This is a genomic window from Gammaproteobacteria bacterium, from assembly GCA_028819075.1.
GTDB lineage: Bacteria > Gemmatimonadota > Gemmatimonadetes > Longimicrobiales > Gaopeijiaceae > BD2-11.
In genome coordinates this window covers 18,151-35,659 of the sequence record JAPPMM010000037.1, presented here as the reverse complement: position 1 = coordinate 35,659, position 17,509 = coordinate 18,151, and the positions used below count along the sequence as shown (strand labels likewise).

Sequence of the window (17,509 nt, the reverse complement as noted above, 5' to 3'; positions counted from 1 at the left end):
AGTGGAGTTCCTCCGTGGCTGGCTGGGACGCAAGCTCCTCACCATACGCGCGTCCGTACACTCCCCCTGCGGGGGTTTGGCCGAACTCTCCGCTCACAGGCTCCGCGGCCCGGGGCCAAGGGGTCGCGTCCGTCACCTGATCGCGTGCACGCGCGCGATCGCCGCGTTGGATCCCCTCCTCGATCTCGACGGGGGAGAAACCCCGCGCTTCCATGAAGCGGCGGATTCGCGCTGTGTCGAGCGGCTCATCGCGTTGGGTGCTTTGCCTTGGCGCAGCGGAAGAACCACGGTCGTGCACAACAGCAGGCTCGGCGTTGTTCGTTCCATCGCGGAATCCTTCTCTTGCTGCCAATACCGTTGCGGCCACAACCAATCCAGCCGGAATTGCTAAGAACCATTCTCTATGTCGCCGGCCAGCGGCCCGCCCGTTACCTCCGATGCCGCTGTGGGAAGTCCTCGGTGAGCGCTGTGAGTCTTGCTGGTCGCGCGAAGTTCGCGCCCGCTCTTTGTCCCGCTGCTCACGCGCTCGGCGATCATGTTCCGCGCGTTGTTGCGGCTCGCGTTGTTGTTGTCGGGGGCCTTGCGGTCCTCGATGCTTGTGATCTTCCCGCCGCCGGGATCGCGTCCCTTCGATGGACCTAAGAAGGCGCTCGTAAGCTTCGCCGACCTGTTTGAAGATCCACTCAGAGGCCTTGTCTCCTGGATTCTTGTCGGGGTGGTGCTTCTTGGCCAGGCGTCGATATGCCGTCCGGACCTCTTCCCAGGTTGCCCCTTCTTCGAGGCCGAGGACTTCGTACGGATCCAAGTCGCGACTTCTCATTTCCCGTCTCCGCAGGCGGTCTTTCGTCCTTCGATCACTGGCGGGCGAAACGCCTTCGGCCCGACCGCTCCCGGATCATGAGGGCGTGTGCGAGCATCTTAGGGATCGAGAACCATGCCGGGCAAGCCTTCGGTTTTCCTGAACCTATCGCGCGGACTCCCAAGCTCGTTGCATCGTCGGAAGCGCTTCGCGCAGGACCGCATCGATGCGGGTGTACAGGTCTTGAATCCGCCGCTCCTTTTGCCCGGCCGTAAGGCTTCTGTCGATGCGGGCCTCATCCCCTCGACGGCGAAGGCGTGACGCTTGCCGCTGGGCTCGCTCGCTCCGATTGTCCGCACGGCGGATGGCTACCGGGATTCGAGCACGATTCCGGGACGCCCCGGCGATCTGTCGGTCCAGCCAATCGGCCAGTTCGTAGAATTCGTTGCTGGTGCGCGTGAACGTCCTCGGTCTTGTTGGTTGCAGGCTGTGGACTCCGGTCAGGAGACGCGCGGTCTTCGGAAAAGGCTTGGGGCCGTTGCGCCTCGTATCCCACATCACCTCCTCGTCGAATACCGCCACCACCGCGTTGCCAAGATGGCCCGTCCATCCTCGCACGAAAGTCTGGACGTGCAACGGCGACACGCCCAGCCCTGATCCGATGGCCCGGTACGGCAGCGGAGTGCTGCGGTGGAAATACCGTTCCTCGGCGGGCCAGTACATCATGTAGGCGGGGATGATCTCCTCCCCGAAGAAGTTGCGGTTGGTGCGGACCTCGACGAAGGGCTGCGCGACGGCCGGAATCCAACCCACCGCAAGGTTGCCGTGAATCAACGACCAGACGAACTTCGGTCCCGCTTGCGTGCCGCTTCCGAACGCGAGGTCCAACGCGACCTCGGGCAGCTTGACGAACACGGCACCGATCTGAAAGGGAACCGGAATTCGGAGGTCCGTGTCGCCCCACGCATCGTATAGCGTCACCCAGGACGCCTTCTCGTAATCGGTCTGATTCTGGTATTCGGCGCGCCGCGCGTTCCAGAGATCGTTGTGCGACCAGCCCGCTGCGGCCAGCAGCGACAGGCAGAGTCCCGATGCGAACGTCTTGACGACATGGCGTCTCCGTTCATGTCCCCACCGCGGGGCGCTCTTCGCGGCACGCTGGCGAAACCGGACGATCTGGTAGAGCTGATCGAAGCCCTGGATCGCGGCGTTCAGGAATGGGACGGTGTGGACGTACATTCGCCATCCCCGGGACGACCCGATGTTGGCGAAGTCGGCGGAGACCATGCGTGCGGCCCGGGCGGCCATGTAGTTCGTGGCGCCCGCCCTCCGAGCTCTCTCGAACTGATCGACCCGGGTGCCCGCTTCAGCGATCCACGCGGGCCGTGTCAACACATAGACGAAACGGGTCCATCGTCGCCGAGCCGCCCCACCTTGGATCGTGTCCCGGTTCTCGCCCCGCACGTCCCCCAGATGGACTTCCGATTCGACCAAGCCCGAGTAGAAGCCCCCTTGCAGCAGGTACTCGCGCAGGCGGCGCGATCTCGCAGTGGCCAGGTCGTGCATTGCATGCAGGCCGCCAAGAAGCGTTCCGAGGAAGGGAAGCTGCCAGTACCGGCCCGCCACGAAGCCTGCAAGGGTATCGCGGAAGAAGTTCTTGACGATGAACACTGGCATCGCGGTGATCATCGTCGAGACAGCCGTTTTGAAGGCGGCCAAGAATCGGATGAGTCCCGGCATCGGCGCTTCGGAGATGCTGCTCAGCATGGAGGCCAGCGCGTCGTCGCGGACCACGAAGCGTCTTCGTCTGCCCCGTACCACTGCCACCGTGGGGCCGACGCCATGTGTCTGGGTAGGATCGAGCGTCTCCGACGCGATACGGTTCCCATCGGGATGGCGTGTGACGGTGTCGAACAGTTCGCTCCGGGCGCGACACGCGAGTGCATTGTAGATGTTCCGGGCAAAGACGTTCCTGAGCGCGATGACCAGATCCCCATCGAGCGCTTCCAACGCCTCGCCATGTTCCGGCCGGTCCCTTCGCGAGCCGTCAGCGTTGCCGAAGGGTGCCAACACCGGGATGCCTTCCCTCCTGTAGCGCTCGGCCTCAGCCGCCGTCAGGTAGCGCATTTGGGTGTAGTAGAGGAGCATCGCACGGTGAAGTCCGACGAGCCGGACCGCGAACTCAGCTACATCGGGGTTCTCCGAGGCGTACCGGAGCAGACGGTGTTGCGAGGGCGAGAGCGGCCGCGCAGTGGCACGGTGGTGATCGCCTCCGAACAATGCGGCGCAGCGGACGGCCTTCTCGAAATGGCTGTGGCCATTCTTGGCGACCGGTCTAAGGATACTCCTCAGGCTATGCGTGTCCTCGACAGGCACTCGCCCAGTGCCATCCGGCGACTCAGCGAACGCTCCGTAGCGCCAGATGTACTCCGTGAGAGAACGTGCGTGGTTGATGTCCTCGAAGCGGTAGCCCACGTCGTCGTTCCCGAACCACTCGCCAATCGTCTGTGCCGCGTGCCAGCGATGAACGAAACGCGTGCGGATGGCGCGGAGGCGGCTGTCCGCAAGTTGCCCGATGCGCCGTGTACTCATGCCGTCCCGTGCGTCAAGTGACCGTCACCCATCAGCCAAGGACCGGTTGATCCATGGGTCATGCACCCAGAAGGGAAACTCGACTTCCGGTTCAACCACCGCAGCAGCTCGAACATCTTCGGGGATAAGCTCGCTCCGATGCGAGAAACCGAGGCTCCGACTTGGCTGATGACCCCTCGCCATCATGGTAGTCGGGAAGGGTTCTTATGTCGAGATTGAACAGATGAAGGACGAATCGGATGAGGGGGTTGCTCGTTGCCGGTTGCACGCTCGCCGAGCGGCAGTGGTTGAAGGTTGAGCCGACCATCACGCGTACGAGGAACCCCAGAACTCGGCGAGGATAGGGAAAGGTGAGGTTTGGGACTCAAGACGCCCCAAGGGAACCGGGACGGAGGCACACATTTGTTGGACAGGCTGATTGAGAGGAACCTCGGACATCCCGTGGATTCGCCCACAAAGGGCAATCCGCACTGCTTTGGGTCCCGCCATTCGTATCCGGTTTTCCCGCTTTCGCGGCACGGTCCAGCAGGGTCCAGTCCAACGGCAGGAAACGCAGATCGTGCAGCCCCGTAAGACTTTACACGACTTCCTGCCGGGGTTCTGGCTACCTCCAGTCCGCTGTTCCGGCGCGAGGGCGATGCCCGAGAAGGGGCGCGAAGTGGAAGGGGTGCCAGTGGCGAGGCCGCCGATGCGCGCCCGGAGCCCAAGCAGCGCCGGGCGGATGCGGTGGGGCTGCTGGCGGACCGAGCGCTGGCCGCCGGGTTCGGAGGTGGCGAGCGCCGTGAATCGGATGGCGATGGGAATACGATGGGTCGCGACCTCGATGAACTCGATGGTGCTCAGACCACCGAGTCCAATGCAGCCCTGCGGGGAGCGCCCGTGGGAACGCCGGGACCCAAAGCGGAGAATGCGGCGAACACGTCAGCCCGCGTCGGGTCCGGCACTCGGGTCGAGCGCTACCAGGTCATGGTTCATTGCGACGCCGCGACGCTCGCGGCCGAAGGCGAGCCGGGGCGCTCGGACCTGGACGGGATTCGCGTTTCCGCGGAGACGTCGCGGCGCATGGCGTGCGATGCCGCGGTGGTCGCGATGGTCCACGCGAAGGACGGGTCGATGCTGAGCGTGGGGCGTCGCACGCGCACCATTCCGCCGCACATTCGGCGGGCGCTGGACGAGCGCGACCGGGGATGCCGATTCCCCGGGTGTGCTTGCCAGTTCACCGAGGCCCATCACGTGAAGCACTGGGCCGACGGGGGCGAGACGAGCCTCCGGAACACGCTGCTGCTCTGCCGGCGGCATCATCGAGCCGTTCACGAGGGGCGGGTCAAGGTCTCCGTGAACGGTGACGGGACGGTGCTGTTCTTCACGCCCAAGGGGAGGATGCTGGTGGACGCGCCGAGCAGACCCAAAGCGGCTCGGGATGGCGAGAGACCGGGCTTGCCGCCGGTCCCAGCGGTTCATCCCGGCGCCCCGGCCGAGACTTCGCTCGCGAGCGTGCCGGTCCCAACGGCTCATCCCCAAGCCCCGGCGAAAGGCAAGGATCCCATCCTGTCGAACGGGGCTGCCCTCTATCGCGACTCAGCTATCCCATGGGAGATCGAGGCCGCGGCGCGGGAGGCCATGGAGGAGTCCTCGGAGCACTGATCCAACCTCGCACTGATCAGAACCTCATCCGCATCCCCACCTGCGCTATCCTCGTATCCCCCAGGCCGCTCCTGATGGAGCCGTCGAAGTTGAAGAGGAGGGAGCCCTGGGCTGCATCGAGGAAGTTGTCCTGGTTGGTGGCGTTGAAGACCTCGAACACGGGCTCGAGCACCATTCCGTTGCTCAGGGCGAATTCGCGGGAGACGCGGAAGTCCCAGGTGAAGAACTCGTTGTCGCGGCGCAGGGTGTTGCGCTGGAGGACGGAGCCGTCGGGGCAGATGCGGTCGGCGGGCTCGGCGGCGCGCTCGCTCGGGCTGGCGCACTTCGCGGACACCGGGGACGCGCTCAGCAGGCGGAACATGTGCGACGCGCGGACGCCGCCCGGAAGCGAGAAAACGAAGTAGCCGTTGAGCTGATGGCGCCGGTCGCGGTCGGACCAGCCGTACTCGGCGTCCAGATGGCGCGGGTCCGCGTAGCGGTAGGTGAAGGGGTCGCGCTCGTTGTCGTCGTCGGAGCGGTCGAAGCCCAGGGTGTAGTTGACGTCGTAGGCGAAGCCGCTGGCGCCGTCCTGGCCGCGCAGCCCCAGCGTCAGCCCGTGGTAGCGAGAGCGGGCGCTCGATTCGCCTACCGTCAGGGCGTTGATGCCGCCGCCAGAGGGATGCGTGCCGATCCCGAAGGGCGAGCCCAGCGCCGCGGCGTTTCGATCCACGAAGCGGAAGAGGCCGTCGGCGCGCGCGTGCTGCCACGAGACGCTCGCGGTCACGACGGAGCTCAGCGCGCGGGTGGCCTCCGCCCCGAACGACCAGGTGCGCGGCAATTCCAGGTTCCGGTCGGCGACCTGGATGTCGGGCAGGAAGGGCGTGGCCGCGGACCCGTCGATCTGCTCGTCGATGGCGGGCACGGGCCCCAGCACCGCCGCGTCGGCGCTGCTCCGGAAGAGGATCTGCTGGAAGGCGCCGTTGGTGGTGCGGTACTGGGCGAAGACCAGCCCGGGGATGCGCGCGTTGTACGCCCCGGCGTTGAGCCGCACCACGGTTCGCCCGCCGTCCACGTCCCACGCGAGCCCGAAACGGGGCTGGACGTTGTCGAGGTCGTCCGGAATGGTGCCGTCCGACGGGAACCCGGGGTCGCTCAGGTACGGCGCGAAGAAGGCCTCCCCGGGCCGGATGAAGACGTCCGGATGCCACGCCCCCTCCCAGCGCACGCCCAGATTGAGCGTCAGGCGGTCGGTCGGCTTCCAGGTGTCCTGGAGGAAGAAGGCCAGCTCGTGGGTGGTCATGGACTGGAGGCCGAGCTGGTCGGCGGGCACGCCGGGAACGGTCGCCGACTGGAGGTACAGGAGCACCGGGCCCGTGACCGAGCTCCCGCCCGGGCACGCGCCGCTCATGCTCGCCGAGCCGTCCGAGCAGGTCACGTAGCTGCTGCCGTGGGTCGCGAAGCCGATGAAGCCGTCTACGGAATCGAAGATGTAGCGGCTGTTGGCGAAGCCGATGAACTGCTGTTCCACCGTGGTGCGGTTGTATTCGACGCCGCCCTTGAACAGGTGGGCGCCCGACAGCCAGGAGACGTTGTCGACCAGCTGCAGCCGCGCGTCGTATCCCGGATCGATGGGCAGGAAGAAGGGCAGGCCGATGCGGAAGCCATCGGCGAAGTCCATGCCGATGTCGGGGAAGGGACGCCCGCCCAGCCGCGCGAACTGGGGCGGCCCGGGCAGCCGCGCCCCGGGGATGAGCGGTCCCCCGTACCATCGCGGCCGATCCTCGCCGGCCCACTGGAAGCGAAACTCGTTGGATACCGTGTTGCCCAGCAGCGACCGCAGGCTCGCGTTGACCGCATGCGAGTAGTCGCCCTCGATGCCGTTCGACGAGAGCCCCCACGAATCTACATCGAAAGTGCCGTTCACCTGTTCCGACCAGGTGTAGTTGTACTTGAAGGATGCCTGATGGCGCTCGCTCGCGCTGATATCCAGCTTGGCGATGAGCGCGCGGGCGTCGTCGGTGCGCTCGATAGGGCCGAATTCTTCATCGAAGAGCCCGGGCCAGCGCGACTTCAGGAAGCTGTCCAGCTTGCGCAGATTGGCCTCGCTGGCGACCACGCGCCGCTGCTGCTTGGTCTCCGTGGCGTCCTGCTGATCGTAGGCGACGAAAAAGAACGCCCGGTCGCGCACGATGGGTCCGCCCAAAGTGAACCCGAACTGCCCCCGGCCGAACTCCGGCTTGCCGCCCCCGCGGGCCTCCGGATACGCGGCCGAGATCGCGTCCCACTGGCCGTAGTAGTGGGCCGTCCCGGTGAAGTCGTTGGTGCCCGAGCGGGTGACGACGTTCACGAATCCGCCCGCCGAGCGCCCGAACTCGGCGGTGGCGCCCTGGTTCACCACCACCATCTCCTCGATGGCATCCTGGTTGAAGGTGAAGGCGGGACGCTGGCCGCCCCTCTGCTCGCCGAAGAAGGCGTTGTTGAAGTCGGCCCCGTCTACGATGAAGTTGTTGAAGATGCCGCGCTGGCCGCTGACGTTGAGCTCGTCGCCGTCGGGCCCCTGGGAGATGGACACGCCCGGCGTAAGCAGGGTGAAGTCGAGGTAGTTGCGGCCGTTCGAGGGCAGGCCGTCCACGACCTCCTCCGAGAAGCGTTGCGAGCTGGTGACGTCTTCGGTGTCGAGGAGGATGTCGCGCTCGCGGGTCACGGTGATGCCCTCGAGCTCCACCGGCGCGAACCCCAGCGAGAGCAGGAGCGTCTCGCCGACCCGAAGGACCAGCCCCTCCCGGCGGTCGGTCCCGAACCCGTCGGGCGCGGTCGCGATCACGTCGTAGGTGCCGAGCGGGAGCAGGGTGCGGGCGAACGTGCCCTCGCCGGTCGTTTCCACCGTGGTGCGAAACCCGGTCTCCCGGTGTTCGATGACGACCACGGCCCCCGCGACAGGGGCGCCGCCGGGATCGCGGACCGTGCCGCGCACGACTCCCGTGGTGGCCTCGGCCTGGGCGGAGGCGGCAGCGGGGTAGAGGGCGACCGCGAGCGGGAGCGAGGCGGCGGCGAGGACGAGCGGGGTGGCGAGGACGAGCGTGGCGAGAAACGTGACCGGGGCTGTCATGAGCGCGGACGCACCAGGGGCGGCGCGGGGGAGCGAGCAGTTGCGCATGGGCTTGGGAGGCCTCGGCTGGTTCCGGGTTTCGCGGGATGCGCGGGAGATTGTGCGCCTGATGGCCGCAAGATACAAGCTCGCGGGGTAGGGCAGAGGCTCGCTAGCTTCGTTGTTCGCGGCTGTCGAGCCTGATTGGGCGCCAGCCGGCATCGACCTCGACCGGAGACAGCGTGCGTCCATCGATTCTTGCGACTGCCCTGTTCCTCTGCACGCCGGGGGCACTCCACGCGCAGACCGCCTGCCCCACGCCATGGCAGTTGGAAGAAGTCCTGCGCATCGGATCCGTGGAAAGCGAGGACCTTGTCACCGGCGTTCTGGATCTTGCGATCGGGCCCGACAGCGCGCTATATGTCGCTCAGGCCCTGGTTCCCGCAATTACGGTCTTCTCTCTCGATGGCCAGGTCCTTCGCCGGATCGGTCGCGCGGGCCAGGGGCCCGGTGATTTCGAGCTTGCGGCCACAAATGTGGGCTGGCTCGGCGACACTCTCTGGATAGCCGACGCCTACCGGCTCCAACTCTTTACCACGGACGAGGTCGTACCCGAGGAGGTCATCCGGTTCAACCTGACCGTGCCGGAGGAAGGAGCGTTCCTGACCCCGCGTCGTGTGCTTGCGGACGGTACTCTGATCGGCAGCCGCATCTGGACTGCCGGCTGGGGACCCTGGCTGGCCCGGGGAGCCGACCCCGGGCTCGCGCTCCGCAGGCTGTCGCGGTCCGGAGAGGTCCTCGACACGATCGCCACCATCCATTGGCCGGACAACGCAGTCGAGTTCGAGGATGGCCGTGGCCGGCGGAGGTTTCAGATTCACCCGCTCAGGGACCTCCCGTCGCCCGGACTCGGCGAATACCTCACAGCGCTCACGCCCGACGGCTCGGCAGTCTTAAAGATCGGCAACGTTCGAGAAGACGATAGTCCGCCGACCTTCGACATTCTCGTCATCTCGATCCACGGGGACACGCTTCTGCATCGAGCGGTCGAGTACGAACCGCGTGAGGTAACGTCTGCGATGGAACGCCGCCTCGCGGACGAACTGGCCGGATGGGAAGCCGGGGACTACAACCCGACCGGGCCCGGGTGGCTTGTGCTCAGTGAAGCAACGCTTGAACGGAGGCGCCGCGCCGTTCGCAGTGCGTTCCGGGTTCCGGAGCATCATCCCCCGGTCAGGCAGGTGGTGGCCGGGACGGACGGGACAATCTGGCTGCTTCGGGAGCTACGTGAGGACCGCGTCGATGTCTGGGAGATACGCGATGCGGATGGCAGGCTCGATGGCACGGTCGAGATCGGGCACGGTCGCGGCTCCTTCAAACCCTGGAGCCCTCGTCTCGCGATCGTCCTCGCGAGCCGCGACGAGATATGGGGCACCACGTACGATGAGTATGACGTGCCGTATATTCACCGATACCGCGTCGACCGGACGTGCGAACGCCAGGAGATGTAGTCCATCGGGTTCTGACCCCGGAAGGTCGGGCCAAGAGATGATCTGGCCAGGAGGGAGCATTAAATGAAGACATTCAACATCCAACTGGTGATCGCTCTGTTCGTGTTCCCGGCCCTCGGCTGGACGTCCGGGGCACAGGCCCAGGTCGCCGAACTGACCCCGGTCGCGTCCGCCCGAGCCCCCTTGTCGCTCGGTGGAGATATCGCGCTGCCGACCGAGGGCACCGTGTGCGTGATCGAGAGCTACGACAATCGTGTTCATTGCATTGCGCGGGACGGCGGACGAACCGCGGTTTTCGGCCGGCGCGGCCAGGGCCCGGGGGAATTCCCGAGCGAACCATCGAGCATTGTGCGAGGACCCGACGGGACGATCGGCGTGGTAGCGATCGTGAGGCGTCACATGTTGGTGTTCGAACCGTCGGGGGACTGGATATTCGATGTTCGCCTGCCGAGCCGTCTCCAGCCATCCGGGCCGTTCGACTCCGTGCTGCCGAGCGAAGACTTCAACTGGACAGGGGAAACATGGGAGAACCGGCACCTGGACGTCGATGTGCAGACCGGAGACATCGTCTGGGAGAGGATATTCCCCAATGACATGGCCGCAGGGACCGGATGCCGGATGCCGGAGGTCGCGGAGGGCTTCGCCTATCCGGAGGGGCTGGAAGGCGCGGTCAGACTGTCGTCCGGCGGCATGTATTTCCGCCTGTGCGATGGGCAGATGTTCTATCTGGCCGACCGGGACGACGACTTTGGCACTGTGATGCGGTCCTCCTTGTACACGATCGAATATCCCTCGGAGAGCGATATCGAACGCTACCTGGAGAACTGCGGACCGCCGTCGAGCCTGGTCGTCCGGGGACCGTGCCGACTGGAGGAGTATCGCAGCACGCCCAAGCGCTACTCCGAACACCACTGGGTCGACGACCAGGACCGTCTCTGGGTGCTGACCAACCGCGACCGTGAGGAGTTCTCGCACTTCGACGTCTTCGTCGGCACCGAGTTCGCGGGTTCCGTGCGCGTGCGGCATCGCGCCGTCGGCTTCGATGTGCTCGGGTCGACGCTGGCCGTGCTCGTGGACCGGCCGGTCGGTCCGGGTGACGCGGACGGCTATCCGGACCGCGGCATCGACTGGTACGACATCGGCGGGCTCAGCTTTGGCCCGCCACCCGGGAATCCGGCACCCGCTGCAGCAGTAGAAGCCCGGTCAGCATCAGGGCGGTAAGCACGAGGAAGCCGGGGCGCTGGTTGCCTGCCGCGAGGAAGGTGGCCCAGCCGAAGAGCACGGGTCCCAGCACCGACGAGGTCCGCCCGCAGAAGGCGTAGAAGCCGAATATCTCCGCCTCCCTGCCCCTCGGAATCATGAGGGAAAGATAGGCGCGGCTCGCCGACTGCACCGAACCCAGGCCGAGTCCGGCCACGATGGCCAGCCCATAGAAGACCGCGGTCGATTGAACGAAATAAGCGGCGATCCCGGCTATCACCCACATGACCAGGACTCCGGTGAGGACCTTCTTCGGGCCAAGCCGGTCAGTGGGCTTCGCGAGCGTCAGCGCTCCCGCCATCGCGGAGAACTGTACGACGAGGAAGAGGATGATGGTGTCGGTCTGGTCGAACCCGAAGGTTGCGGTGGCAATGACCCCGGCCATGACGATGACCGTCAGGATCCCGTCAATGTAGAAGAAATACGAGGTGAGAAAGCGACGAATGTCGCGCAGGGCCCAGACCTCGCGCACGGTCACCAGGAAGCGTCGCGTTCCCCAGACCGCCGCCTCGCGTACTCGCATGTCGCCGCCCTGGTCTAACGGCAGATTCCGGAAGGCGGGGATGGAGAAAAGAAGGAAGAAGCCCGCAACCAGGAACCAGACGGCTTCGATGCGGCCCGGGAAGAGGACCTGAATAAAGATCAGGGCCAGAATCAGCCCCAGCGCGGACCCCAGGTATCCCCAGCCGAAGCCGTAGCCGGACACGGAACCGCGCTCCTCGGGCGGGGTGATGTCCGGAAGGTAGGCGTTGTAGAAGACGAGCCCCCCTTCGAAACCGATGTTGGCGATCACGAACAGAATGAAGCCCGCGAGCACCATCCCCGGACCGACTGTGGCAAGCAGGGACACGCTGACGAGACAGACCGCCACATAGACGGCGAGGAAGCGCTTGCGAAGCCCGCAGCGGTCTGCGATCCCCCCGAGGAGCGGGGCCGAGAAGGCTACGACCAGCGCGGAAAGCGAGACCGCCGAACCCCACCACAGCTCTCCCTCACCGCCTTCACCCCCCACCACAGTGCCGACATAAAAGATCGGGAAGACGGCCGTGGTCATGACCGCCGGGTAGATGGAGTTGGCGAAATCGAACAGCACCCACGAGCGGACCTGGCGGCGGCGCGTCGACTCTGCCTCATCCCGCTCGGCGCGGCTGATCGCGGAGGGCTGGGATCCTGAGCCTCCTCGCCGGCTCACTGGCCGCCCCCCGGTCGCCGATAGCGCACCGGGGGCGGGGGCTCGTCCGCGAAGGTGACCTTTCCGGTCTCGAGCAGGCGGAGGGCTTCATGCACGGCGGCCTCAAGCTGCGGGTCGCCGCCGGCGATCACGGGCGCGGGGTCGTTGCGCACCTCGATGTCGGGCGCCACGCCTTCCGCCTCCACGGCCCACTCGCCGTTCACGTCGAAGAAGCCGCCCCGGGGGGCCACGAAACCGCCTCCGTCGATGAGGGGCGGGGTGTCCCAGGTTCCCACAAGGCCGCCCCACGTCTTGGTGCCAACCAGGGGGCCGACGTCCTTGAAACGGAACAGGTAGGGCAACAGGTCGCCGCCGGAGCCGGCGCGCTCGTTGATCACCATGACCTTGGGGCCGAACAGCCCGGCCATCGGCTGCGTCCACGGCTTGCGGTCGCCCGCGCGCGAGTTGAAGTAACCGGTCAGCTCGCGGTCCAGCATGTCCACGATGTAGTCGGCCGCCGAGCCGCCGCCGTTGTTGCGCTCGTCGATGACCGCCCCTTCGCGATCCTGCTGGGCGTAGTACATGCGATTGAAATACTGGTATCCGCCCTGTCCGGTGTTGGGGAGCCATACGTACGCCAGCCGGCCGCCGCTCATCTCGTCGACTCGGGCCTGGTTCGCCTCCACCCAGGTCCAGCGGCGCAGGATGCCCTCGTTGCCGATGGGCTCCACGATGATGTCGCGGGTCTCATCCATGGCAGGCGAGGGTCCAACCGTCAGGGTGATGGTGCGTCCGGCGGTGCCCTCAAGCAGCGCGTAGGGGTTGGTGGGCGCGCGCAGCTCCGCCCCGTCCACCGCAAGCAGGTAGTCGCCCTCCGACACGTCCATGCCAGGGATGGAGAGCGGCCCGGCGGTTCCGGGGGTCCAGTCACCGCCGTCGTATATGCGGGTGATGCGGTAGAAGCCGCCGTCCTCCTCCAGGTCCGCGCCCAAGAGGCCGGTGCGGGGGTTGTCGAGATCGGGATAGTCGCCCCCGCGCACATACGAGTGCCCCACGGCGATCTCGCCCGAGAGCATGTCCAACAACTGGTTGAAGTCCGAACGGTGGCGTACGTCCGGGAGCCACGCCGAATACCAGTCCCAAACATCATCCCACGGCGCCCCGTGCTGGTTGTCGACGTAGAGGAAATCGCGCATGAAGCGCCAGCCGTCGCGAAGCATCTGCGCGTACTCGGCGGTGGGCTCGACGCGCACCCGCATTCCGTCGAAGTCGAGGCGGCCGTCGTTTCCGCCGGGAGCGCGGGCAGTCCCCACCACCCGCCAACCAGGGCCGGACCGGAAGAGGAGGTGCTCGCGGTCGTGGGAGACCGTGACCGCAGTCGCCTGCTCGACGAAGTCCTCGGCCTCGCGGTCCTCGACAGAGTACTTGAGCAGCTCCCCGCCTCCGAAGCCTCCGCCTTGCATTACGAACACGGTGCCCTCGGGCCCGGGCGCGAGTCCCGCGTAGTCCTCCAGGGGCAGTCCGGGCGCGTCGATGATGCGGCGGGCGATGCCGTCGAAGTCGATCGAGACGGCCGCGGGCGCGTCCTGGCCGGAACGGGACGCACCGCCCCCGGAGCCACTTCCGCCGTCACCCGACCCCTGGCCGCCGGCCCCCGAACCGCCCTCTTCGCCCTCCTCGTCATCCTCCGCCTCCTCGTCGCTCCGGGGCAGGAAGGGCGAGGGCTCGTCCTCGTCCAGGAGCGCCAGGTAGAGAGCGCGCGTGACCGGCCGGTCGTAGGAGGTCATGTCGAGCCAGCCGGTGTTCAGGCCGTAGTCGGTGGAGGCCAGGAAGTAGAGGTACTTCCCGGACTCATCCCACACCGGGGTGATGGCGTCGGACATGCCGTCGGTGAGCTGGTGCGTCTCGCCCGACTCGGAGTCGTGCACGAAGATCGCGCGCAACTGGTTGTCGAGCCGGCGCGCGTAGGCGATCCACCGCGAATCGGGCGACCACACCGGGTTCATGGTGCGCTGCGGGTGGGCGAAGCGGTCGGTGTCGACGTGGTCCACCTCGCCCGACTCCACATCCAGCACCAGCACGCGGTAGTGGGTGTCGGTGAAGGCCAGCTTGCTCCCGTCGGGCGACCACTCGGGCCGGAAGTAGAAGGAGGGCTCGGCGATCCGGATGCGGCGCGGGTTCGCCCCGTCCTGCTCGGCGACCACGAGCGCGTACTCGTCGGCCGCGTCGTTGAACCAGGCGATGCGCGACCCGTCGGGAGACCACACCGGATGGCGGTCGGCCACTCCGGGGGTGCGGGTGAGGTTGCGCCACGAGCCCTCCTCCACGGGCACGCTGAAGATCTCGCCCCGCCACTCGAAAAGCGCCCGCTTGCCGGTCGGGGAAAGGCGGGCGTCGCGCATCTGGGCGGATGGAACCGACTCCCAGCGCGCCCGTGACCAGTTCATGTCGCCGGCCACGTGAATTTCGAGCGCGCGCGTGCGCCCGGACGCGGGATCCAGCTCGTGCAGATACCCCGCCTGTTCGTAGACCACCACGCCTTCGCCGGCCCCGAGCGACTTCACGTCGAAGTCGGCGTGCCGTGTCAGTTGGCGCTCCGTCCCCGTGCGCGGATCGTACGACCACACGTTGCTGGCCCAGTCCCGCTCGGACATGTAGTACACCACGCCGTCCATCCACACCGGATCCATGTGCCGCTCGCCTTCCCACGAGGGCGTGGCGCGCTCCCAGTCGGCGGTCGAGACGATGCCGATCGGCTGCGCCTGCCCGCCCCGGTAGTTGCGCCATTCCGGGTCCCAGTAACCGATCTCCTGGTAGGCGATGTACTCCCCGTCCGCCGACATTCCGCCCAGGTAGGCCTGCGGAAGCGCGAGCGGCGCCGGCAGCCCGCCCGCCGGCGGCACCGTGTAGAACTTCCAAAGCTTTGTGGGAACCGCGTCCCGGCCCGACTGGAAGAGGATCTCGCCATCCGGTGTCCACCCCTGCACCAAGTCCTCCGCGGGATGCCAGGTGAGCCTCCGCGGCTGGCCGCCCGTGGCGGGCATCAGGTAGACGTCAGTGTTGCCCCCGTACTGTCCCGAAAAGGCGATCCACTGCCCGTCGGCGCTGAAGGCCGGGTCGGTCTCCGCGCCCTCGGAGCTGGTGAGCCGCATCGCATCGCCCCCGTCGCGGCCCGTCAGCCACAGGTCGTTGGCGTGCACAAAGACGATGTGCGTCGCGCTCACGTCCGGCTGGCGCAGGAAGCGGGTGCCCTGGGCGGCGGCATGCTGCGGCGGGACGGCGGCGACCGCAGCTCCCAGCAGGGCGCAGGACATCAGGATGCGAAAACGGGAAGAAAGCGCGCGCGGGCTAACGCGCGCGGCGTTCCGCGTCGTGGGATCGGCGGTGACGGCAGGGGTACGAAACATGGAACCGGCTCCGGGTGCGCGATGAATCAGGGCGACACCTGGCAAGCTCGCACGTGGCGGGCGGGGCGCAAGGTGGGAGCGGCGAGCGGGCGCCACCGTCGCCTACCCCCGCGGAGCTACCCCCCCGGTTCCTTGCCTGCCCGTCCGTCCCGCCGTAGGCTGGCTTACGAGGTTCTGTCGCATCGCAAACCACCGTTCGGAGGGAACCTGAGATGGCATCGAACAGCCGCTCCCCCATCTCTCGCCGCACCTGGATCGCCGCCACTTCCGGGGCCGTGGCCGCGGGCCTGATCAAGACGAAGGCCGACGCCGTCAAGCTGGTGGCGCAGGAGGCCCCGACACCGCCCGACGACCCCACCAAGGTCCCGGGCCGCTTCACTTCCGAGGTGGGCGTGCGCGCGCCCGAGGAGCGGCCTCGGCGTCTCACCCGCTCGCAGACGCTCTCCAGTTCGTCGCGCAGCCCGCTGCAGGAGCTGCAGGGCACCATCACGCCGGCGGACCTGCACTTCGAGCGCCATCACGCCGGCATCCCCGACATCCGCGCGGGCCGTCACGAGCTGCTGGTGCACGGGATGGTCGAGCGCCCGATGGTCTTCTCGATGGCCGACCTGAAGCGCTACCCATCGGTGGCGCGCACCTACTTCCTCGAGTGCTCCGGGAACGGGGGCGGGGCCTACAATCGCGAGCGCATGCCGGTCGAGATCACCCCCCAGGCCCTCGACGGGCTGCTCAGCACCAGCGAGTGGGTGGGCGTTCCGGTCAAGACCATCCTGAACGAGGTGGGCGCCGACCCGGCCGCGACCTGGATCCTGGCCGAGGGCGCCGACGCCGCGGTCATGTCGCGCAGCGTGCCCATGGAGAAGATCATGGACGACGCCCTTCTCGCCTACGGGCAGAACGGCGAGGCCATCCGACCCGAGCAGGGCTACCCGCTGCGTCTGCTCCTGCCCGGATGGGAGGGCAACGCCAGCGTCAAGTGGCTGCGGCGCATCGAGGTAACCGACCGCCCGACCATGACCCGGGACGAGACCTCCCGCTACACCGACCCGCTCAAGGGCGGACTTTCCCGCCAGTTCAGCTTCTTCATGGACGCCAAGTCCACCATCACCTTCCCCGCGTATCCCTACACGCTGCCCGAGCCGGGATGGTGGGAGATCCAGGGGCTCGCGTGGACGGGACGCGGGCGCATCACACGCGTCGACATCAGCACCGACGGCGGCGAAAGCTGGACCGAGGCCGAGCTTCAGGAGCCCATCCTGCCCAAGTCGACGGTCCGATTCCGCCATCTCTGGAACTGGGACGGCAGCGAGAGCCTGCTGATTAGCCGCGCGGTCGACGAGACCGGCTACGTGCAGCCCACGGTGCAGCAGCTCTGGGAGGCGCGCGGCGAGCGCACGTCGTACCACCACAATCACCAGAGGGTTTGGAAGGTCGGGTCCAACGGCACCGTCACCTTCGGCCTGGGAGACCTGGTATGAGGCGGCTCGCGCTGGCGACCATGGTTCTGGCCGTCGGCTGCGCGCCCGCCGGGTCTTCGTCGGCCGGGGCTTCCGCTGACGGCGCCGAGCCCCCGGAGCGTTTCGGCTTCGGCAGCCCGGCGTCGGCCGAGCGCGTCGCCATGTGGGACATCGACGTGAAGCCCGACGGGGAGGGGCTGCCGCCCGGAAGCGGCACAGTCGCCGAGGGCGAACAGATCTACCTCATGCAGTGCATCGCCTGCCACGGCCCCACCGGCACCGAGGGGCCCAACGATGTGCTGGTGACGCAGGAGCCGTGGGAGGAGTGGCCCGCCGGCCGCACCGTCGGCGGCTACTGGCCCTACGCCACCACTCTCTACGACTACACCGTAAAGGCGATGCCCCAGCTCACCCCCGGCACCATGACCGCGGACGAGACCTACGCCGTGATCGCGTACATCCTCTACCTGAACGACCTCGTGCCCGAGGACGCGGTGATGAACGCCGAGACGCTGCCGGCGGTGGAGATGCCGTATCGGGACCGCTTCGTGCCCGATGATCGGACGGGGGGCACCGTCATCCGCTAGCGGGAACGCTCGCC

9 protein-coding genes and 1 pseudogene are annotated in these 17,509 nt (G+C 67.2%); 5 read left to right on the top strand and 5 right to left on the bottom strand.

The window, feature by feature from the left end:
• Positions 1-643: 643 nt before the first annotated feature.
• Both OXU32_08200 and OXU32_08195 read right to left on the bottom strand, forming a co-directional pair.
• Positions 644-820: pseudogene (locus tag OXU32_08200) on the bottom strand (DnaJ domain-containing protein).
• A gap of 144 nt (positions 821-964) precedes the next feature.
• Positions 965-3,391, bottom strand: a complete 2,427-nt coding sequence (locus OXU32_08195; protein MDE0073947.1) for a hypothetical protein — start codon at positions 3,389-3,391, stop codon at positions 965-967.
• 807 nt (positions 3,392-4,198) lie between these two features.
• On the opposite strand from OXU32_08195, the gene OXU32_08190 reads away from it, so the two are divergent.
• Entirely contained in the window at positions 4,199-5,035 is an 837-nt protein-coding gene (locus tag OXU32_08190; GenBank protein MDE0073946.1) for a DUF222 domain-containing protein, read from the top strand.
• A 16-nt stretch (positions 5,036-5,051) separates the two neighbouring features.
• On the opposite strand, the gene OXU32_08185 is transcribed toward OXU32_08190, so the two are convergent.
• Positions 5,052-8,123, bottom strand: a complete 3,072-nt coding sequence (locus OXU32_08185; GenBank protein MDE0073945.1) for a TonB-dependent receptor — start codon at positions 8,121-8,123, stop codon at positions 5,052-5,054.
• A gap of 221 nt (positions 8,124-8,344) precedes the next feature.
• Between OXU32_08185 and OXU32_08180 the strand changes: the two genes are divergently transcribed.
• Together OXU32_08180 and OXU32_08175 are read left to right on the top strand one after the other, a co-directional pair.
• Positions 8,345-9,613: a hypothetical protein gene (locus OXU32_08180; GenBank protein MDE0073944.1), complete on the top strand. Its 1,269-nt coding sequence runs from the start codon at positions 8,345-8,347 to the stop codon at positions 9,611-9,613.
• 63 nt (positions 9,614-9,676) lie between these two features.
• A complete protein-coding gene (locus tag OXU32_08175) occupies positions 9,677-10,834 on the top strand; it encodes a hypothetical protein (protein MDE0073943.1) in 1,158 nt (385 codons plus the stop codon).
• Here the strand turns inward: OXU32_08175 and OXU32_08170 are convergent.
• Both OXU32_08170 and OXU32_08165 read right to left on the bottom strand, forming a co-directional pair.
• A complete protein-coding gene (locus OXU32_08170; protein MDE0073942.1) occupies positions 10,761-12,065 on the bottom strand; it encodes an MFS transporter in 1,305 nt (434 codons plus the stop codon). The genes OXU32_08175 and OXU32_08170 overlap by 74 nt on opposite strands.
• On the bottom strand, positions 12,062-15,451 hold the full coding sequence (locus OXU32_08165) for a PDZ domain-containing protein (protein ID MDE0073941.1): 3,390 nt from the start codon (positions 15,449-15,451) through the stop codon (positions 12,062-12,064). The genes OXU32_08170 and OXU32_08165 overlap by 4 nt, the downstream gene beginning before the upstream one ends.
• Positions 15,452-15,663: 212 nt before the next feature.
• On the opposite strand from OXU32_08165, the gene soxC reads away from it, so the two are divergent.
• Positions 15,664-16,929: a sulfite dehydrogenase gene (soxC, locus tag OXU32_08160; protein ID MDE0073940.1), complete on the top strand. Its 1,266-nt coding sequence runs from the start codon at positions 15,664-15,666 to the stop codon at positions 16,927-16,929.
• Positions 16,926-17,495 (top strand): cytochrome c, encoded by a 570-nt coding sequence (locus OXU32_08155; GenBank protein MDE0073939.1) that lies wholly within the window; start codon positions 16,926-16,928, stop codon positions 17,493-17,495. Before soxC ends, OXU32_08155 begins: the two co-directional genes overlap by 4 nt.
• The last annotated feature ends 14 nt before the right edge of the window (positions 17,496-17,509 follow it).